This window comes from Photobacterium arenosum (genome assembly GCF_014841115.1).
Classification (GTDB): domain Bacteria; phylum Pseudomonadota; class Gammaproteobacteria; order Enterobacterales; family Vibrionaceae; genus Photobacterium; species Photobacterium arenosum.
Window position 1 is genome coordinate 13180 of sequence record NZ_JACYTP010000005.1, and the last position, 17783, is coordinate 30962.

The 17783-nt window shown below is 51.4% G+C and carries 16 protein-coding genes and 10 tRNA genes; 4 read left to right on the top strand and 22 right to left on the bottom strand.

All coding sequences use genetic code 11. From position 1 onward, the window contains the following. Nucleotides 1-221 precede the first annotated feature (221 nt). Nucleotides 222-1709, top strand: a complete 1488-nt coding sequence (locus IFO68_RS09515; protein WP_192015699.1) for a carbon starvation CstA family protein — start codon at nucleotides 222-224, stop codon at nucleotides 1707-1709. Nucleotides 1710-1841: 132 nt separating this feature from the next. Next, the gene (locus IFO68_RS09520) at nucleotides 1842-2264 is read left to right on the top strand and encodes a DUF1801 domain-containing protein (protein ID WP_192015700.1); all 423 of its coding nucleotides are present in this window, start codon (nucleotides 1842-1844) and stop codon (nucleotides 2262-2264) included. A gap of 108 nt (nucleotides 2265-2372) precedes the next feature. On the opposite strand, the gene rplS is transcribed toward IFO68_RS09520, so the two are convergent. From rplS to ffh, 5 genes are all read right to left on the bottom strand, one after another. Further along, nucleotides 2373-2726 carry a 50S ribosomal protein L19 gene (gene rplS, locus IFO68_RS09525; protein WP_120513257.1) on the bottom strand — a complete coding sequence of 118 codons (354 nt, stop codon included), beginning with the start codon at nucleotides 2724-2726 and terminating at the stop codon, nucleotides 2373-2375. Between the two features lie 32 nt (nucleotides 2727-2758). Further along, nucleotides 2759-3508, bottom strand: a complete 750-nt coding sequence (gene trmD / locus IFO68_RS09530) for a tRNA (guanosine(37)-N1)-methyltransferase TrmD (protein WP_192015701.1) — start codon at nucleotides 3506-3508, stop codon at nucleotides 2759-2761. Nucleotides 3509-3533: 25 nt separating this feature from the next. Then, nucleotides 3534-4067: a ribosome maturation factor RimM gene (rimM, locus tag IFO68_RS09535; protein WP_027253535.1), complete on the bottom strand. Its 534-nt coding sequence runs from the start codon at nucleotides 4065-4067 to the stop codon at nucleotides 3534-3536. 27 nt (nucleotides 4068-4094) lie between these two features. Then, entirely contained in the window at nucleotides 4095-4346 is a 252-nt protein-coding gene (gene rpsP / locus IFO68_RS09540; protein WP_027253536.1) for a 30S ribosomal protein S16, read from the bottom strand. Between the two features lie 170 nt (nucleotides 4347-4516). Next, the gene (ffh, locus tag IFO68_RS09545; protein ID WP_027253537.1) at nucleotides 4517-5884 is read right to left on the bottom strand and encodes a signal recognition particle protein; all 1368 of its coding nucleotides are present in this window, start codon (nucleotides 5882-5884) and stop codon (nucleotides 4517-4519) included. A gap of 256 nt (nucleotides 5885-6140) precedes the next feature. On the opposite strand from ffh, the gene IFO68_RS09550 reads away from it, so the two are divergent. Together IFO68_RS09550 and IFO68_RS09555 are read left to right on the top strand one after the other, a co-directional pair. Further along, a complete protein-coding gene (locus IFO68_RS09550; protein WP_192015702.1) occupies nucleotides 6141-6935 on the top strand; it encodes a cytochrome C assembly family protein in 795 nt (264 codons plus the stop codon). Nucleotides 6936-7075: 140 nt separating this feature from the next. Beyond that, nucleotides 7076-8353 (top strand): HlyC/CorC family transporter, encoded by a 1278-nt coding sequence (locus tag IFO68_RS09555; RefSeq protein ID WP_192015703.1) that lies wholly within the window; start codon nucleotides 7076-7078, stop codon nucleotides 8351-8353. Nucleotides 8354-8461: 108 nt separating this feature from the next. On the opposite strand, the gene luxS is transcribed toward IFO68_RS09555, so the two are convergent. From luxS to csrA, 17 genes are all read right to left on the bottom strand, one after another. Next, nucleotides 8462-8980, bottom strand: a complete 519-nt coding sequence (luxS, locus tag IFO68_RS09560; protein ID WP_192015704.1) for an S-ribosylhomocysteine lyase — start codon at nucleotides 8978-8980, stop codon at nucleotides 8462-8464. Between the two features lie 50 nt (nucleotides 8981-9030). Beyond that, entirely contained in the window at nucleotides 9031-9645 is a 615-nt protein-coding gene (locus IFO68_RS09565) for a transglycosylase SLT domain-containing protein (protein WP_192015705.1), read from the bottom strand. 137 nt (nucleotides 9646-9782) lie between these two features. Next, a complete protein-coding gene (gene gshA / locus IFO68_RS09570) occupies nucleotides 9783-11372 on the bottom strand; it encodes a glutamate--cysteine ligase (protein WP_192015899.1) in 1590 nt (529 codons plus the stop codon). 192 nt (nucleotides 11373-11564) lie between these two features. Then, entirely contained in the window at nucleotides 11565-14417 is a 2853-nt protein-coding gene (locus IFO68_RS09575; protein ID WP_192015706.1) for an insulinase family protein, read from the bottom strand. Nucleotides 14418-14452: 35 nt separating this feature from the next. Beyond that, nucleotides 14453-14875 (bottom strand): YqaA family protein, encoded by a 423-nt coding sequence (locus IFO68_RS09580; protein WP_192015707.1) that lies wholly within the window; start codon nucleotides 14873-14875, stop codon nucleotides 14453-14455. A 3-nt stretch (nucleotides 14876-14878) separates the two neighbouring features. Beyond that, nucleotides 14879-15829, bottom strand: a complete 951-nt coding sequence (locus IFO68_RS09585) for an NADP-dependent oxidoreductase (RefSeq protein WP_192015708.1) — start codon at nucleotides 15827-15829, stop codon at nucleotides 14879-14881. A 173-nt stretch (nucleotides 15830-16002) separates the two neighbouring features. Further along, a tRNA-Arg gene (locus IFO68_RS09590) sits at nucleotides 16003-16079 on the bottom strand. A gap of 37 nt (nucleotides 16080-16116) precedes the next feature. Next, nucleotides 16117-16193: transfer RNA gene (locus tag IFO68_RS09595), tRNA-Arg, on the bottom strand. Between the two features lie 47 nt (nucleotides 16194-16240). Continuing rightward, a tRNA-Arg gene (locus IFO68_RS09600) sits at nucleotides 16241-16317 on the bottom strand. A gap of 47 nt (nucleotides 16318-16364) precedes the next feature. Continuing rightward, a tRNA-Ser gene (locus tag IFO68_RS09605) sits at nucleotides 16365-16456 on the bottom strand. A 10-nt stretch (nucleotides 16457-16466) separates the two neighbouring features. After that, nucleotides 16467-16543, bottom strand: a tRNA-Arg gene (locus IFO68_RS09610). Nucleotides 16544-16589: 46 nt separating this feature from the next. Then, nucleotides 16590-16666 (bottom strand) — tRNA-Arg (locus tag IFO68_RS09615). Nucleotides 16667-16710: 44 nt separating this feature from the next. Beyond that, nucleotides 16711-16802 (bottom strand) — tRNA-Ser (locus IFO68_RS09620). A gap of 11 nt (nucleotides 16803-16813) precedes the next feature. Next, nucleotides 16814-16890, bottom strand: a tRNA-Arg gene (locus tag IFO68_RS09625). A gap of 47 nt (nucleotides 16891-16937) precedes the next feature. Next, a tRNA-Arg gene (locus IFO68_RS09630) sits at nucleotides 16938-17014 on the bottom strand. Nucleotides 17015-17055: 41 nt separating this feature from the next. Beyond that, nucleotides 17056-17147, bottom strand: a tRNA-Ser gene (locus IFO68_RS09635). A 218-nt stretch (nucleotides 17148-17365) separates the two neighbouring features. Then, on the bottom strand, nucleotides 17366-17563 hold the full coding sequence (gene csrA / locus IFO68_RS09640; RefSeq protein WP_027253546.1) for a carbon storage regulator CsrA: 198 nt from the start codon (nucleotides 17561-17563) through the stop codon (nucleotides 17366-17368). Nucleotides 17564-17783: the final 220 nt, after the last annotated feature.

Genomic DNA, 17783 nt, shown 5'->3' on the forward strand with positions numbered 1-17783 from the left:
ATCCGCTTAACAATGACCACTTTAGCGCCTGACCACTCAGGTTCACAGACAACCGCTCAGTCCCAGTTGCCGCCACTCAACCTCTTTATCGACCACTCAATAACGTCATACCGCCACTCAGCCTTTTAGGCCGTGTGTCTTTGCCGCAACCGGTTAAGATGCAAGCCTTGATAAAAGATTTAATAACCCTACAACCTACCTACACTGAGAGAGGCACAGATATGGCCTGGTTTCTGATTTGCGTGGCTGCTTTGATTGGCGGTTACTTTATTTACGGTACCTTTATTGAAAAACTTTTCGGCATTAACGAAAAGCGCCAGACACCCGCCTACACCATGCAGGACGGCGTTGACTATGTGCCGATGTCCAAGAAAAAAGTGTACCTGGTACAGCTGCTGAACATTGCCGGTGTTGGCCCTATTTTTGGTCCAATCATGGGCGCACTTTACGGTCCGGCGGCCATGCTGTGGATTGTCCTGGGCTGTATCTTTGCCGGTGCCGTGCACGACTATTTCTCAGGCATGCTGTCGGTGCGTAATGGCGGCGCCTCAGTACCGACGCTGTCCGGTCGTTATCTGGGCAATGGCGCCAAACACTTTATGAATATCTTTGCCATTGTGCTGCTGCTGCTGGTCGGCGTGGTCTTCGTTTCTGCCCCGGCAGGTATGATCACCAACCTGGTCAACGAGCAAACCGACATGACGGTCTCTATGGGATCCATGGTCGCTATCATCTTTGCTTACTACATCATCGCCACCATAGTACCGGTTGATAAGATCATCGGCCGCTTCTATCCGCTGTTCGGCTTCCTGCTGATCTTCATGTCAGTTGGCCTGATCACTGCTATTGCTGTTTCCAGCGAATACACCCTGCTGGGCGACTATGAAGTCAGCCAGATGTTCACCAACATGAACCCAAATGACCTGCCATTGTGGCCAGCCCTGTTCATCACCATTGCCTGTGGCGCTATCTCTGGCTTCCACGCGACTCAGTCGCCACTGATGGCGCGTTGCATGGAAAATGAGAAAAACGGCCGCTTCATTTTCTACGGCGCCATGATAGGTGAAGGCGTGATTGCTTTGATCTGGTGTGCGCTGGCACTGTCTTTCTTCGGCTCGGTGGAAAACCTGTCTGATGCAGTGGCCAACGGTGGCCCGGGTAACGTGGTTTACAGCGCATCCTTTGGCTTGCTGGGCGTTGTCGGCGGTGTGGTCGCCTTCCTGGGTGTCGTGATTCTGCCAATTACCTCCGGTGATACAGCGTTCCGTTCTAGCCGCCTGATTCTGGCTGAATACTTCAACATGGAGCAAAAGAGTCTGCGTAACCGCCTGCTGATGGCTGTTCCTCTGTTTGTTATCGGTGGCATTCTGACTCAGGTCGACTTCGGGATTATCTGGCGTTACTTCGGGTTTGCTAACCAGACCACAGCTGTCATGATGCTGTGGACAGCTTCCGCTTACCTGCTGCGCCACAACAAGCTGCATTGGGTAACCACAGTACCGGCTATTTTCATGACCACAGTCGTGATCACCTTTATTCTGAACAACAGTACACTGGGCTTCGGTCTGCCAATGATGATCTCGACTGTCATCGGCCTGATTGCGACACTTGGCATCACTGTGTATGTCATTGTGAAGTCAAAAGGTAAAGGCGATATCGATCTGGATGAAAAAGAGAACGAAGGCAAAGGCAAGCTGGAAACGGCTTAATCTTGTGCTTCTGTGAAAACCAGCCTCCGGGCTGGTTTTTTTGTCCCCCGTCTCCCGGTTCATGCTTTTTTCTTTAGCTCCCTTCCCCTGCCTGTATATACTCGACACAAATCCCGGTTCTGGAGTCATACAGTGAGCACCCTCAAAACCCGTCCCACCCAAGCCAGCGTCACCTCCTTTATAGAGGGACTCACTGACAGCCAGCAACAGAAAGACAGCCGTCAGCTATTGACACTTTTGAGCGAGCTGAGCGGTAAGGACGCGGTGCTGTGGGGAGACAGCCTGATTGGCTTTGGTACCTACTTTTACAGCAACACCGCCGGCAAGCACTTCAGCTGGCCAATGATCGCCTTCTCACCCCGTAAAGGTAAACTAACGCTGTATTTCATGCTGGGCTTTGCCGCTCATCAGGATCAGCTCAGGCAACTAGGCCAACATAGGCTGGGAAAATCCTGTCTGTATATCAAACGCCTGGACGATATCGACCTGTCAGTGCTGAGAGCGATGCTGAGCCAGCATATTGAGATGATGAAGCAAAAGTACCAGTGTGAGTAAGACGGCATGACGGTACACTGCCGATCTGTGGTTACAGGTTTGTGCACAACAAAAAAAAGGCCCGCCAAATTGGCGGGCCTCTCAATACGCGTCTTTCGTGTCGCGTTCTTATTTTCTGGTCAGCTTCTCTTTGATACGAGCCGCTTTACCTGAACGCTCACGCAGGTAGTACAACTTGGCACGACGTACTGCACCGCGACGCTTAACAGTAATGCTGTCTACGATTGGAGAGTGAGCCTGGAATGCACGCTCAACACCTTCACCGTTAGAAATCTTACGAACAGTGAAAGCAGAGTGCAGACCACGGTTACGCTTGGCGATAACAACACCTTCGAACGCCTGCAGACGCTCACGGTCACCCTCTTTTACCTTAACCTGAACAACAACAGTGTCACCTGGTGCGAATTCAGGCAGGTCATTTTTCATTTGCTCTTGCTCAAGAGCTTTGATGATATTACTCATTGGTATATACCCTAGAATAAACTGATACTAAATTAACTCATGGCTTGCCGATGTTCGCGAATAAACTCCGCTAGCAAGCTCTCCTGATCGTCAGTCAGAGCTAGGTTTTCCAGGAGCTCTGGTCTTCTCAGCCAGGTACGGCCCAGCGATTGTTTCAATCGCCAGCGGCTAATGTCCTTGTGGTTACCAGACAAGAGTACCGGAGGTACGGCTTGTCCATCTAACACTTCAGGACGCGTGTAATGCGGGCAGTCCAGCAAGCCATTGGCAAAAGAATCTTCTTCTGCTGACGCAAAGTCGCCCAGAACGCCCGGTACAAACCGCACGACTGCATCAACTAAGGTCATGGCTGGCAGCTCACCACCCGTCAGCACAAAATCCCCGATAGACCATTCTTCGTCTACCTCTTGTTGGATAATGCGCTCATCTACCCCTTCATACCGACCACAGATCAGAATCAGATTCTCGTTCTGTGCCAGTTCCTCAACACCTGTCTGATCGAGCTTACGGCCCTGAGGAGAGAGGTAAATCACTTTCGCCTGGCCTTTAGCAGACGTTTTGGCAGCATGAATGGCATCGCGCAAAGGCTGCACCATCATCAGCATACCAGGTCCGCCACCATAAGGTCGGTCATCGACCGTACGGTGCTTATCGTGAGTAAAGTCGCGGGGATTCCACGTCTCTACAGTCACTAGGCCTTTTTTTACCGCCTGACCTGTTACCCCAAACTCAGTAATAGCCCGGAACATTTCAGGGAATAGGCTAATTATTCCTACCCGCATGGTTCTTTACGCTCTTACTGAAGGGTTAAAATCCAGGATCCCAGTCAACTTCGATCCGTTGAGCAGTGCGATCAATCGACTTGATGACCTGCTCATCGAGGAACGGAATTAAACGTTCCTTCTGTCCAAAAGCATCTTTAAGGTTGGCTTTAACCACTAAGACGTCATTAGAACCGGTTTCCAGGATGTCCGTTACTTTACCCAGGTCGTAACCTTGGGTTGTCACAACAGCCATGCCCATCAGTTCGCGCCAGTAGAATTCTTCATCTGACAGCGCCGGTAATTGTTCAGCAGGTACGTTGATCTCCGCGTTGGTCATGACCTGAGCATCCTCTCGGATATCCAGACCCTGCAACTTGGCAACTAACCCCTGACCATGACGTTTCCATGCTTCCACATGGAAGGTCTGCCATTCACCTTTCATCTTTATCAGCCATGGCTGATAAGCGAAAATGCTCTCGGCTTGTTCTGTGTAGGAAAAAACTTTGAGCCACCCTTTGATACCGTAAGTGGCACCGATTTTACCGACAACAACTTGGTCTTGGTTGTGTGAACTCATTGCTTCTCTGCTACCCATTAACCAATCTTAAGCAGCTGCTTTAGCAGCGTCTTTGATCAGTTTAGCTGCGCGGTCAGATACAGTTGCACCTTGACCAACCCAGTGATTTACACGGTCCAGGTCCAGACGCAGACGCTCTTCCTGACCAGTAGCTAGCGGGTTAAAGAAACCTACACGCTCGATGTTACGACCGTCGCGCGCAGCGCGGCTGTCAGCAACAACGATGTGATAAAATGGACGCTTTTTCGCGCCGTGACGTGCCAAACGAATGGTTACCATATCGTCCTCTTTGCATTACTGTAAATAAAAGTGGCCCCGCCATAAAAACGGGGCCCGTGCCAAATAAAGCCTCGGAATTTTACTCTTTCAACCCGCGAATGCAACTGCTTTAGCTACTTTTTCACCAGTAAAATCACCAGCCAAGACCAAAAAACAAGCAATTGAAGCAATTAGCGCCCAGGGAACATGCCGCCACCCGGCATCATGCCTTTCATATTGCGCATCATGTTCTTCATACCGCCCTTCTGCATTTTCTTCATCATCTTCTGCATTTGGGTAAATTGCTTCAGCAAACGGTTGACGTCCTGTACCTGAGTACCGGAACCGGCAGCAATACGTTTCTTACGCGAACCTTTAATCAACTCCGGGCGCTCACGTTCTTTTGAGGTCATGGAGTTAATGATAGCTTCCATCTGGACAAAGATTTTATCATCGACCTGGTCTTTGATATTACCGGGCAACTGGGACATGCCGGGCAGCTTATCCATCATGCCCATCATACCGCCCATGTTCTTCATCTGCTGAAGCTGTCCACGGAAGTCTTCTAAATCAAAGCCTTTCTTCTCTTTGAATTTCTTCGCGAGCTGCTCGGCTTTTTCCTTATCAACGTTACGTTCCAGATCTTCAATCAGCGACAGGACATCACCCATCCCCAGAATACGGGACGCCACACGATCAGGGTGGAAAGGCTCCAGCGCATCAGTCTTCTCACCGACGCCCAGGAACTTGATAGGCTTACCGGTAATATGACGCACCGACAGCGCAGCACCACCACGGGCATCACCGTCGACCTTGGTCAGAATCACACCGGTCAGCGGTAACGCCTCGTTAAAGGCTTTGGCGGTATTGGCCGCATCCTGGCCCGTCATGGCATCGACCACAAACAGGGTTTCTACCGGATTCGCTATTTTATGAACGGCCTTGATTTCGTCCATCATGGCTTCATCGACATGCAGACGGCCTGCGGTATCGACAATCACCACATCATAGAATTTGCGCTTACCGTGCTCGATAGCCGCCTGGGCAATCGCCACCGGTTTTTGATCCGGGCTGGACGGAAAGAAATCAATACCGATATCAGAAGCCAGTGTTTCCAGCTGCTTGATAGCGGCAGGACGGTATACGTCGGCGGAAACAACCAGTACCTTCTTTTTATTACGTTCTTTGAGCAGTTTACCCAGCTTACCCACACTGGTGGTTTTACCGGCACCCTGCAAACCCGCCATCAGGATGACCGCAGGTGGCTGGCTGGCTAAATCCAGTGCTTCGTTGGTGTCGCCCATGACGGCTTCTAATTCCGCCTGAACGATTTTGATAAATTCCTGGCCTGGCGTCAGGCTCTTAGAGACTTCAGTTCCGACAGCGCGTTCTTTCACCCGCTTGACGAAATCACGGACAACCGGCAGCGCGACATCCGCCTCAAGCAATGCCATGCGCACTTCACGCAGGGTATCTTTAATGTTGTCTTCAGTCAGACGGCCACGGCCGCTGATATTTTTCAGCGTTGACGACAAACGCTCGGTTAAATTGTCAAACATGTGTGACTCGCTCGTTACGCACTCATTTCGTGCCAGTATACCGCAATCAGTGACCCGGTTTCATGCCATACGTGCAGCCTGTGACAGAATTCTTGTCATTTCTGCCGCGCAGCACCAACAGAGATTCCTGCTGAAATCGCTGAAACAGACCGCAAAGTGCGCTCTGTCCCACACGATTGTTCCCTTTGTATCATTGTCGTGCTATCCGTTCACAAGGTATACTCACCAGTTCGAATTCACGATCCTTACAGGTGTTATGGACATATTGATTGCCTTTACTGCTGCTGGTTTTTATCTGCTTGCGCTGGCATTTATTGTGCCTGGGCTCAGCCGTAATAATGGCATAAAAGCCCGGCCAGTGCTGATCAGTGCCACAGTGGCGATCATCCTGCATGTGGTGTTCCTGAAAGATCTGATTCTGGGGGGCGTCGGCCAGAATCTGAGTATATTAAATGTCGCCTCGCTCATCAGTCTGATTATCGCCGTCATCACCACCCTGGCCATGGTCAAAATGCGGATATGGTTTCTGCTGCCTGTTATTTACAGCTTTGCCGCCATTAACCTTGCCGCGGCGGCTGTATTACCAGGTGGTTTCATTACGCATCTGGAGGCGCATCCTCAAATCCTGTTACATATTTCTCTGGCGCTATTTGCCTACTCAACCCTGATGATCGCTACACTGTACGCGATTCAGCTGGCGTGGCTGGATTATAAGCTCAAACACAAAAAACTGGCCTTTAACCCTAATCTGCCGCCCTTGATGCTGGTTGAGCGGCAGTTGTTTAAAATCATTCTGGTCGGTCACATACTGCTGACTATCACGCTGATCACTGGCTTTATTTTTCTGCAGGATATGTTTGCCCAGGGCAAAACACACAAAGCGGTACTCTCCATTCTGGCCTGGGGGGTCTACAGCGTTCTGCTCTGGGGCCATTACCGGATGGGCTGGCGGGGTAAAAAAGTCGTCTGGTTCAGCCTGATTGGCGCTTTTCTGCTGACTCTGGCCTACTTCGGCAGCCGTTTTGTCAAAGAAATCATCATTGGCAGCTAATGACAATTTAATAAACACTATCCATGCTTAAGCATGATTAATCCTGGCTGGGTCTTTAGCGTCTTAACAACCCACCCTTGACACCTTTACTCATATTCAGTACAGAGTACACATCCACTGCGATACAAGGAACTGACTTTTTGGACGATATATCCACGGGAGCTTTATTCTCCCTTCTGGTATTACTACTCCTGATTTCCGGATATTTCTCCGGCTCTGAAACCGGCATGATGTCGATAAACCGCTACAAACTGCGCCACTTGGCAAGCCAGGGCCATCGCGGAGCTAAGCGGGTTGAAAAACTGCTCAACCGACCTGACCGTCTGATCGGTCTGATTCTGATCGGCAACAACCTGGTAAACATCCTTGCCTCTGCCATCGCGACGATTTTAGGTATGCGCCTGTACGGCGATCTGGGTGTGGCTATCGCCACCGGCGCGCTGACTATGGCTATACTGGTGTTTGCCGAAGTCACACCGAAAACCCTGGCCGCGCTGTACCCTGAAAAAGTGGCTTATTCCAGCAGTATCCTGTTACGGATACTCATGAAACTGCTGTATCCGCTGGTCTGGTTTGTCAACGGCATCACCAACAGTTTCCTGCGGCTGCTCGGCATGCGTGTCGACAATATGAACGATGCCACCCTGAGTTCGGAAGAATTGCGCACTGTGGTCAATGAAGCGGGCAGCCTGATCCCCCGCCGCCACCAGGACATGTTGTTATCGATTCTGGATCTGGAAAACGTCACAGTGGAAGATTTGATGGTCCCGCGTAATGAAATTGTCGGTATCAATATCAATGACGACTGGAAATCCATTGTCCGCCAGCTCAGCCATGCCGCTCACGGCCGAATCGTCCTGTATCGGGACAACATCGATGAAGTCGTTGGTATGCTGCGAGTCAGAGAAGCTTACCGCCTGATGATGGATAAAAACGATTTCAGCAAAGAAAATCTGCTGCGTGCTGCTGACAAAGTGTATTTCATTCCGGAAGGCACGCCGCTCAATATCCAACTGTTGAAGTTCCAGCGCCGCAAAGAGCGCATCGGCCTGATTGTTGATGAATACGGCGATATTCAGGGTCTGATCACCCTGGAAGACATTCTGGAAGAGATAGTGGGGGAATTCACCACCTCCATCTCTCCGACCTTAGCCGAAGAGATCACCCCGCAAAGTGACGGCAGTTTGCTGATTGAAGGCACAGCCAATATCCGTGAGCTGAACAAGAGCCTGAACTGGGATTTGCCGACTGACGGCCCCAGAACCCTGAACGGCCTGATTCTGGAGCATCTGGAAGATATCCCGGACAGTATCCTTAGCGTGTCAGTGGCCGGTTATCAGATGGAGATAGTGGAAATCTCCGATAACATGATCAAACTGGTCAAAATCCTGCCGGCCCAGTTGCAAAAAACCGGTTAACCCAGCGTCCTAAATCAGCGCCGTCACAGGCGGTGGTTTGGGGGTGACAATAAAAAACCACCGGCATTACCGGTGGTTTTTTTGTGTCGATGCAAAGTCAGTAAACGCTTACTTTACTTTCAATTCCTGCAACATACTGTCTGGCAGAGCTAACTCTTGGTTTTTATTCACATCAATGCCGCGATCCAGAATATCCTGTGCGATCTGTTTGGCTTCGTCCAGTGAGTGCATGCTGTAAGTACCACACTGATATTCATTCAGTTCAGGAATCTGCTCCTGTGAAGCCACTTTCAGCACATCTTCCATCGCTGCACGCCAGCTGTCTGCCACTTGCTGTTCATCAGGCTCACCGATCAGGCTCATATAAAAACCGGTACGGCAACCCATTGGTGACAGGTCAATGATTTCCACTGCCCCGGAGTTCAGGTGAGCCCGCATGAAACCGGCAAACAAATGCTCCAGGGTGTGAATACCGCGCTCGGAGAGGATTTCCTGATTGGGGCGACAGAAACGCAGGTCAAACACAGTAATAGTGTCGCCCTTTGGTGTCTGCATTGTTTTAGCAACACGCACAGCCGGTGCATGCATCTTGGTATGGTCGACGGTAAAACTATCTAATAATGGCATGGTGTCCTTCTCCTTTGCCTGTCGTGTCGTAGCCTGGCAGTCCCTTCCGCTCAGAACGGCCACCAGCTGCGGTTATCTTCCAATTCCTGCCGGCATTGCTTCAATTGCCAGCCATACGATTTCGCCTGCTGATCCACTTTACGGGACACTTGCAGCAGAGTCGGCTTATGGCGATAAGTTCCGCGGCTATAGCCACCTCGCCCTTCATGATAGGCCAAATACTGGTTATAAGCATCCCACTTGGATATCCCCAGTTGCCGCTGTGTTTCATCGGTATACCAGCCGATAAACATCAGTGCATCATCAAAACTGGTACGTGAACTCCAGCTACCGGTCGCGCGCTGGTAATCTTCCCAGGCAGGATCTTGTGCCTGCGCATAGCCATAGGCGCTGCTGCTGCGGAACCAGGGTATCACACCCCACACATAGGGACGGGGAGGACGGGCATCATGACGGAAAGCGCTTTCCTGGCGCACAAAGGCCATAGCAACCTGAATGGGCGTCCCCCAGCGCTTTTCCATGTCGAGCGCGTCCTGATACCAGTCGGGGTTCTCACGGAAAATGTCACATAAGTTTGATTGATTTTGGGGCGGAGGTGTTGCGCAACCGGTTGTTATTAAAACCAACAATATCAGCGCCAACCCTTTTGTTGTTGCCAAAAGCATTTTTCACTCCCTGAATTGGAACCAAAGTGAAAACGGCAGGTCTGATATTATGACTGGCAGTGCAAACTGTCGTCATCCCTGCGAAATTGTAATTTTATTGGGCAGCAAGGTCGCTGCCCGTTTTTTTATCTCTGCTGTTACGCTTTCTTAAACGGATTTTGTTGCAGATCCGCAAAATAATCAGCCAGAAACGCTTCAAAAGACACCTCATCAGCCTGCTCGATTTGCTGCTGTTTCATCACAGAGGCTGCCGCTTCCGACTCAAAATCAGACTGAGAATACCGGCTGTAACTCTGCTTATCCAGCCACTCTGCATGCTTTGCGGCTAATTCCAGGCCAAACTTACCAATGCCTTCATTGGCTTCAATGTGACGCAAGACTTGCGCAGACAATGTCAGTTCAGGATTATTGACCCACCCGGTCAGGGTTGTCAGTGTTTGCTGGTAGCTGTTGCCACCGTTAGCCTGATCCATGGCCACAGCAACCTGCTCCAGCTCAGAGAAGACGCGCAAGGCCCAGTCACGCAGCGGCAAACGTTCGCCACGGCAACCGATTTGCAGCTGCAGCTCAGGATCCCGCCCCTGCAATACCACTTTCTTCCAGTTGTCACGCCAGCAGGCCAGTTCGGCATCATCCATATCATCAGACGGCGACAAGACCGCCCAGGTCAGGAAGAGATCCAAAAAGCGGACCTGTTCAGAGGTGATACCTATCGGGCTGAACGGGTTGACATCCAGTGAACGCACTTCAATGTACTCCACACCACCCCGCTCAAGGGCTTCAGACGGTTTCTCGCCGCTGTTGGTCACTCGCTTGGGACGGATAGGCGCATAAAGCTCGTTTTCAATCTGCAGCACATTGGTATTCAGCTGGCGCAATTGACCGTCGACGTTAACGCCGATATCGGCAAATTCTTCAGACGGGGTATGGATTGCTTTCTGTAAACCGTCCAGATACTGAGCCAGATGATTAAAGCCAATCTTCAGTGCACTCTGGGCATGATTGGTATACCCCAGATCGCTCAGACGCAGTGCGGTAGACTTTGGCAGGAAATAGGTGCCTTTACCTGTCTTTTGAAAATCGAGCTTAGCGCCGTCTTTTTTCAGGAATGAGCCACACAACGCCGGAGAAGCACCGAACAGATAAGGGATCAGCCAGCCAAACCGGTAGTAGTTTCGGATCAAGGCAAAATACGACTCAGACACTGAAGCCTGACGCTCGTCTTCGCTCTGATCACCAAACAACTGTTGCCAGAAACTGTCCGGAAAGGAAAAGTTGAAATGTACACCAGAGATAATCTGCATGATGCTGCCGTAGCGGCGTTTCAACCCTTCACGATAGAGGGTTTTCATCCGACCAATGTTGGAGCTGCCATATTGTGCCAGTTCGATATCCGACTCATCACCGACATAACAAGGCATGGACATAGGCCAGAGCATTTCGCTGCCCAGCTGGCTGTAGCTGAATTTATGGATATCGGACAATTGAGATAACAGCTCATCGACATCTCGAGACACCGGGGTAATAAACTCCAGCAGAGACTCAGCAAAGTCCGTTGTTACCCACTTATTGGTCAGGGCCGAACCCAGGCCGACAGGGTGCGGTTGAGTGGATAACTTCCCTTGCGGGGTTATTCGTAACGCTTCCCTTTCCAGGCCACGACCGAATTGTGTCAGCGCTTGCGGATTGGCCGACACCCTCTCTAACCTTTGTGAAAAATCCATCAGGCTGTTCTCAATCATCACTATCACAGGGGAGCTAGGGTAATCATAATTCTTGCTGATTACCATGATTATTGTTGATTTAGCAAAGGGTTTCCTGCCTGTGGTAACGGCAGCAATAAAAAAAGCCGATACATAGAGTATCGGCTGATATCTTAAGCTGAATACTGGCTTAATACGCCGGTAATTATGCTGATCTTACTGCATGGGTTTTAAAGGATGAACCGGCATATTCAGTGTTTGTAATTGTGGCAATAATGACTGTGCATCTCCCACCACAATAATTTGGTAATCCTTGGGATCAAACCATTTTGCCGCCAGCTCATTGAGCCTGTTTTTACTGATAGAAGCCGTGATCGCATTACGCTGCGACACAAAATCATCTTCCAGCTGGTAAGTCATGATCTGCCGCAGCAAATCAGCTTTATCACTCGGCGTTTCATAGCTCAGTGCCTCTTGCTGACCTACCGCCAGACGCATAAAGGCCAGTTCTTCATCCGTCAGGCCATGACGGCTGTAATTCTCCAGCTCCTTCAGCATCTCTTTAATTGACGGTAAGGTCACATCCGCACGCACTTCGGCATAAAACACAGAGAGCCCGGCTTCTTTATTGCCGCTCTGATAACCACCGGCACCATAGGTGTATGCCTTATCCTCGCGCAGATTAAGATTAATCCGGCTGTTAAAATTGCCAGCCAGATTAAAGTTCGCCAGCTGGAGTTCGAACTGTTCACCCGTGGCATCGTACGGCAGGCCATTACGCACTAAGCGTACCGTACTTTGCGGCGCTCCCGGCTTATCAACCAGCCAGATTGCCGGTTTCGACCGGACAGGCAGCGCAGGGGTAACATAACTGGGTGCCGGCGCCCCCTGCCAGCTTGACAGAAATGACAGATGTGATGTCAGCTCTGCGGGCTGGACATCGCCAACGACGGCCAATTGTGCCCCATTGGGGGTGTAGAAGCGCTGATAAAACGCTTTGACATCGTCCAGTGTCATTGACTGAACCGACGCCAGCGTGCCATCCGAAGGACGACCAAACACAGTCTTGCCGTACAACACCTCGCGGGTGGCCTGACTGACCAGCCAGCTCGGTCGCTGATGATCATACACCAGGCCTTCCAGCGCCTGTTGTTTGACCCGGGTAAAATCCTCTTCATTGAAGGCTGGTTCGAACAAACGCTCCTGCATAATAGCCAGCGTTTCATTGAGGTGCTTCTTCAGGGTAGTAACAGAAACAACAGACCCGTACATACCTGATGAGAAGGTCACAGTACTGCCCAGCGTATCAAGGCGGGACACCAAATCTTCCGATGAATGGCGCTTGCTGTCTTCTGCCAGCATCGCAGCAGTGAGCTCGGCCAGCCCCTCTTTGCCAATAGGTTCATAGCGGCGGCCAGCCGGTAAAACCAATTGCAATTCCACGGTCGGGGTTTCATCGTACTGGGTGCCCAGCACTGCAATACCGTTAGCCAGCGTGAAGCGGTATAACTCTGGCACCTGAGCCGTAACCGGCTCTGAAGGCTGTGGCATCACTGAGCGGTCAAACCCTTCGCGCTGTGGCTCGCGCAGGTTCAGCTCATTGTCCTGAACGGATTTGTGCTCAGGAATAAGGCGATCTGCCGGACGGTAGTTGGCTTTGGCAGCGGCCATCTCTGTACGCCCGTTTGGCACAGTACTGAGCACCACTTTGGGCTGGTTCTCCACATAACGCCGGTATACCGCCTCCACGTCAGCGGGTTTAACGTTACGCAAATTGGTCAGCTCGGTACCCAAACGGTTTGGATCACTGTAAAAGGTCTGGTAAGCCGCCAGCTGCGCCACTTTGCCATGCACACTTTGCAGGCCAAAAATGGCAGAGGCTTCAGCCATGCCTTTCATTTCATCAAGTTCTTGTTGGTTGACACCGCGCTGAGCCAGACTGCTGAGCACTGTGCTGACGTCGTCATAAATGCGGTCCAGCTGTCCTTGCTCACCACTCTGGCCGATGGCATAGACATACATAGTACAGGCCAGCTCACCACAGTCGTGATAGGCTCCGGCATCCACCACTTTTCCGGTTTTCACCAAGGCCTGGTACAAGATACTGTTCTTACCGCCCCCTATGACTTTCGCCAGCATATCCAGCGATGCATCATCCGGCGCCCCTTTGTGCGAGGTCGGCCATGCCATCATCAGCATAGGCTGCTGAATATTGTCTTCCAGGGTCAGGTATCGGTCAGCATCCAGCTTAACGGGCGCTTTCGGCGGATTATCAACTTTCGGTCCACGCGGAATATCACCAAAATACTTCTGTACCCATGCCAGTGTTTCGGCTTTATCAATATCACCACCAATGGTCAGTGTGGCGTTATTCGGCCCGTACCAGCGCAGAAAGAAGGCTTTCAAATCGTTAACATCAACCCGGTCCAGATCGTCAACATAGCCGATAGGCTGCCACGAGTAAGGGTGTGTCCGCGGGAAAAGTGCCTCGCCAATCCGCTCACTCACCATGCCGTAAGGACGGTTCTCATAGCGTTGTGCACGCTCGTTTTTTACCGTGGCGCGCTGAATCTCAAATTTGTGCTGGGATACGGCACTCAGCAAAAAGCCCATGCGGTCTGATTCCAGCCAGAGCACTTTCTCCAGCTGATTCGACGGCACAGTTTCAAAGTAATTGGTACGGTCACGGTTGGTTGTGCCATTCATCGTACCGCCGGCTTCGGTGATCAGGCGAAAGTGCTCCTGATCGCCGACATGTTTGGAGCCCTGGAACATCATGTGTTCGAAGAAATGGGCAAAACCTGACTTGCCTAATTGCTCGCGGGCTGATCCCACATGATAAGTCACATCCACATGCACGATAGGATCTGAGTTATCCTCATGCAGGATCACCGTCAGGCCATTATCCAGCACATATTTGCTGTAAGGGATCACGACTTCAGCGCTGGTGTCCGATACACTTTCGACAAAATGCACACCATCAGGCAATGACTGTGCCTGTTCGGGGGGCGTCTGACTGCTGCATCCGCTAAGGACCAGCAACACAAGGCTCAGAATCCGCTTTTGCACGTTCGCCTTCCTTCTATTAGTTTCAGAGTGAAAAATCAAAACAGCAGCACCAGTATGACGTACCGCACGGCTTTGCCGATGAGAATAAACAAGGCACAGAGCCCTGCCCGCATCCGCAGCCAGCCTGCAGCCAGGCAAAGCGGATCACCTACAACAGGTACCCAACTGAGCAGCAGGCTCCAGTAACCGAATTTTTTTATCCAGGCAACAGCTTTAGTATGACTCTGATTTTCTTCAGAAGTTTTATCGGGTAAACAACGTCCCAGATAATAACTCACCATTCCACCGACAGTATTGCCCGCTGTGACAACGGTAACCAGCAACCATACCGGCTGTGACTGAGCACTGAGAGCCGCCAGAAGGCCGGCTTCCGAGCCTCCCGGCAGCAAAGTCGCGCTGAGTAAGCCAGTGAAAAACAGCCCCCACAACAGAGCTTCGCCAGACCAACTCCAATCCATTCGTCAGTCTTTCATTACCAGAACTATTTTGCCGCGGGTACGACCCGTTTCTATCTGACGGTGTGCCTCCGCGCCCAGCACAAGCGGGAACTGCTCTGTTATCAACACTGTCAGATCACCTTCTGCCATCATAGCCAGCATCTGATCGTTCTGCGCCACCGAAGGGGATACCAGCATACCTTGTGCATGCAAGCCGATGACTTTTGCCGCTGCGGTCACACTCTCTGCCGTGATGGTCGGCACAGTCACCACACGACCGCCCGGTTTAACACAAGACAAAGCTGCCACGCCTATTTCGCCTCCAACCAGATCGATCAACACATCCACCGCCTGTAGCTGAGCTGCCAGCTCACCTTTTTGGTAATCCACCGCTTGTGCGCCCAGAGAGGAGACGAAATCCTGATTATCCGCCGAACAACTGGCCACGACCTCAGCACCTTTGTGGCATGCCAACTGTATCGCCAGATGACCCACTCCACCAGCACCGGCTAAGATCAAGACCCGCTCACCGGCCTGCACTGATGCTTTTTCCAGTGCCTGCCAGGCCGTTTGCCCCGCCAAAGGTAACGCCGCCGCTTCTGCTAAGGGTACACCATCCGGCACCGGACTCAGGCTGTCCGCCTCAGCCAGTACCTGCGTACTGTATCCACCGCCTTGCAAAGGAAACCCGATAAAGCCGCACACTCTCTGCCCTGCGCTCCATTCAGTGACCTCCTCGCCAACGGCGGCGATGACGCCGGCAACATCATAGCCCGGCACCCAAGGCAGCTTGTCCCGGTTTTGCTGCGCAGCCCAACCTAAGCCTGCCCGGGTTTTGGCATCAATAGGATTGACGCCTGAATAAGCCACATCGATCAGCACCTGCCGCCCTTCCGGCGCAGGGATCTCGACCGATTGCAGCTGAAGACAGTGGACATCGCCAAAGGCAGTAATAGCAAGCTGTTGAGTTGTCATGGTTATTTTCCTTCTAAATCCGGTGGAATCCTTAGCCTTATCATCGCAAGGCAAGCCAAAACTACCCCTTTCCACACAGAAATACCAGTGGTTGCAGGCAAGGCTCAGAAGAGAAACGGAGAAACGGGAAATACAGACAATAAAAAACCCAGCCGGGGCTGGGTTTATAAGGATGGCGCGTCCGGGAGGATTCGAACCTCCGACCGCCTGGTTCGTAGCCAGGTACTCTATCCAGCTGAGCTACGGACGCGCAGAGCAGATGCGTGAAAAATCACGACTTGAAATGATGGCGCGCTCGGGAGGATTCGAACCTCCGACCGCCTGGTTCGTAGCCAGGTACTCTATCCAGCTGAGCTACGAGCGCGCAGAATCAGTTTTTGAAGTAGCAGTCCATTGATACTTGATCAAATATGGCGCGTCCGGGAGGATTCGAACCTCCGACCGCCTGGTTCGTAGCCAGGTACTCTATCCAGCTGAGCTACGGACGCGCAGGGTCTCACACAATATCTAAAGGGACTCTAGCTATTGGGAAGAATGGCGGTGAAGGAGGGATTCGAACCCTCGATACGGGATAAACCGTATACTCCCTTAGCAGGGGAGCGCCTTCAGCCTCTCGGCCACCTCACCACACAAATAATGGCGCGCTCGGGAGGATTCGAACCTCCGACCGCCTGGTTCGTAGCCAGGTACTCTATCCAGCTGAGCTACGAGCGCGCAGAAACTTGTGTTTTCACAATGTCTGACATTGCGATTTAAATAATGGCGCGTCCGGGAGGATTCGAACCTCCGACCGCCTGGTTCGTAGCCAGGTACTCTATCCAGCTGAGCTACGGACGCGCAGGTTTTACTTCTTGCTTTCAGTCATCACACTGAAGAAAGAATGGCGGTGAAGGAGGGATTCGAACCCTCGATACGGGATAAACCGTATACTCCCTTAGCAGGGGAGCGCCTTCAGCCTCTCGGCCACCTCACCACACTGTATAATGGCGCGCTCGGGAGGATTCGAACCTCCGACCGCCTGGTTCGTAGCCAGGTACTCTATCCAGCTGAGCTACGAGCGCGCAGAAACAGTTATTCAGCAGAGCCCTTGAGCCCTGCTTCTGAAATATGGCGCGTCCGGGAGGATTCGAACCTCCGACCGCCTGGTTCGTAGCCAGGTACTCTATCCAGCTGAGCTACGGACGCGCAATTTGCAAATACCACTTCTTTCAAGCTGTTGAAAGGAATGGCGGTGAAGGAGGGATTCGAACCCTCGATACGGGATAAACCGTATACTCCCTTAGCAGGGGAGCGCCTTCAGCCTCTCGGCCACCTCACCGTCTTGCGGTCGCTCATATTACTGTCAGGCAAAAATAAGTCAAACACTTTATTGAGAAAAAGCGCCTTTCCATCGCTGGCTGAACACTTAATCACCAAACCGCTATCAAAAGCTTCCCGGGTGGTGACTTCGTCATAATTTTCACTGACCTGGCGCGTTGTCTGCGGCCAAAAACAAAAAAGGCCAGCTAATTAGCCGACCTCTTTATAAAACAGGAATTAGTAGTTACCTGAACCCTGTGTTCCGGTATCTTTTTCTGCCTGTATACGCATGTAGATCTCTTCACGGTGAACAGACACTTCTTTCGGCGCATTAACACCGATGCGAACCTGATTTCCCTTTACGCCAAGTACGGTCACGGTTACTTCGTCACCGATCATTAGCGTCTCACCTACGCGACGAGTCAAAATTAGCATTCGATTGCTCCTTGAGTAATCTTACTTGTAATTAGTGTTTATAAAGCTTTTTTATACAAAAAAGCCCATAGAGTTCATGGTCACTGCTCAAGAAACAGCGAGAAGTGGGCGATTATCCAGACTTTAACAATCAACCACAAACATTTTCTGCATCTGGCGTACCACTCAGATCAGGCCCAAAAACTGTACTCGACCACTCGCCATTACATATTCTGTCAGG